At 36.0% G+C, this 1,550-nt stretch carries 2 protein-coding genes; one reads left to right on the top strand and one right to left on the bottom strand.

Features of this window, described 5'->3' with window-relative positions; all coding sequences use genetic code 11:
- Positions 1-359 (bottom strand): 6-phosphogluconolactonase (locus HRT50_RS18815; RefSeq protein WP_291617389.1); only part of this gene is annotated, 359 nt, incomplete at its 3' end.
- Positions 360-1,050: 691 nt separating this feature from the next.
- On the opposite strand from HRT50_RS18815, the gene HRT50_RS18820 reads away from it, so the two are divergent.
- Positions 1,051-1,550 (top strand): HDOD domain-containing protein (locus HRT50_RS18820; protein ID WP_291617391.1); only part of this gene is annotated, 500 nt, incomplete at its 3' end.

Below are 1,550 nucleotides of genomic sequence, written 5' to 3' on the forward strand. Positions count from 1 at the left end.
TTATCTTCGTAAGCTAAACCTTGTGCTCTTGGGTTTTCACCTTGATTACAGGTAGGCAAGAAGGTCTTAGACTTATCTATATCGACATGGTCAAACAAATTCTCATTCATGAAATGACGGTAACTTTGTTCATTTTTTTCATCAATACCTAAGTATTCATCTAAATTAAAAGTTGTGGTATTGCTAAAGCTAAGCTCGCCGGCTTTATGCTTATTAACCAATTCTTGATAAAGGCTAATTGGGGTGCTGCCTGTGGCCAAACCTAAAACTGGGTTTGATTTTTTATTGATTAGCTCTGCAACCCATTCTGCTGCACTTATGGCAACTTGTTGTGCATTATCAAAAATAATAACTTGCATGTTTTTTCCTTAGAACAATGAAATAAAAAGCCGGATACACCTCTTATAGTGTAAGCGATAAATTTTTAGCATGGTGAATATTATGTCACCCTATTAAAAAATGACAGCGCTGTCAATTCTTAGTGCGGTTTGTTGAAAATTATCTATAACTATTTCTCTGTATCTAGCTAAGCGCAGAGAAATAGTTGTGCTCTTTTTTAGACATAAGCACTTATTGGGTGTATACCCCTTATCAATCAATATGCATGTTTCAGAGTGCTTGAGCAATTTCAATTCAAGGCGATGTGATGAAATAATGGTAACTCCCTTATAAATCACAGCAACGATGAAGTTATGTTGCTCAAGCGCTTCTACGATGGGTTTAAAATTACTTTATACCGCGTTAAATAATCAAAACATAGAATGACTATGCTTAAACTATTCTCCTTGCCTAAAGTCATTTTAATTCCCACTGAAATCCTGCATTTCGAATGGTAAGGGGTATAAATACCCATCACCATTCAAAATTCTCGTTTTATTAAGTTTAAAAAGCACATCTACTTCGTTGCTCCTTCTCGCTATAGAAAAACTATATCTTCAAATGAGCGCCTTGTAGCTGTACTTTTTAATTCATACTAAATTCAAGCATTTTGAATAATAGCGGGTATAGTTATATTCATGCTTCTGTCATAAGTCATATCGAGAAATTTCCATGAACAATAGAGGTTTACGAACAACAGAACAATGGATTGATCTTATTGCCAACAGTGAGCTACCGGCTATTACTTCTACGGCGAAAATGTTAGATAAATTTTCCAATGATGATAAATCGTCCTTACCTAAGTTAAGTGAAGCTATCTTGCATGATCAAGGCTTATCCACCTGCTTGCTTAAAGTTGCCAATAATACTCAGCACTTCAGTATTAATAAAGTCACTACTGTCTCACGGGCTACAGTGGTATTAGGTATACAAACCGTTAAAAATATCTGTTTAACGGCAAAGTTAGTGTCTAGCTTACTGGCAACAAAGACGCTTGATATCAATGTTTATGAAAAGTTAACTCAGCTTATGGCTAATTCATTTTATGCCGGTATGCTTGCTAAAAGGATGGTGCCTAATTATAGCGAAGATGTGCAGGAAGAAGTGTACCTAGCCGCAATGTTATATCGCATAGGTGAAAGCGCTTTTTGGAGTGCCGGTGGTGATGTTGC

The sequence above is a fragment of the Colwellia sp. genome, from assembly GCF_013215345.1.
Taxonomy (GTDB): domain Bacteria; phylum Pseudomonadota; class Gammaproteobacteria; order Enterobacterales; family Alteromonadaceae; genus Colwellia.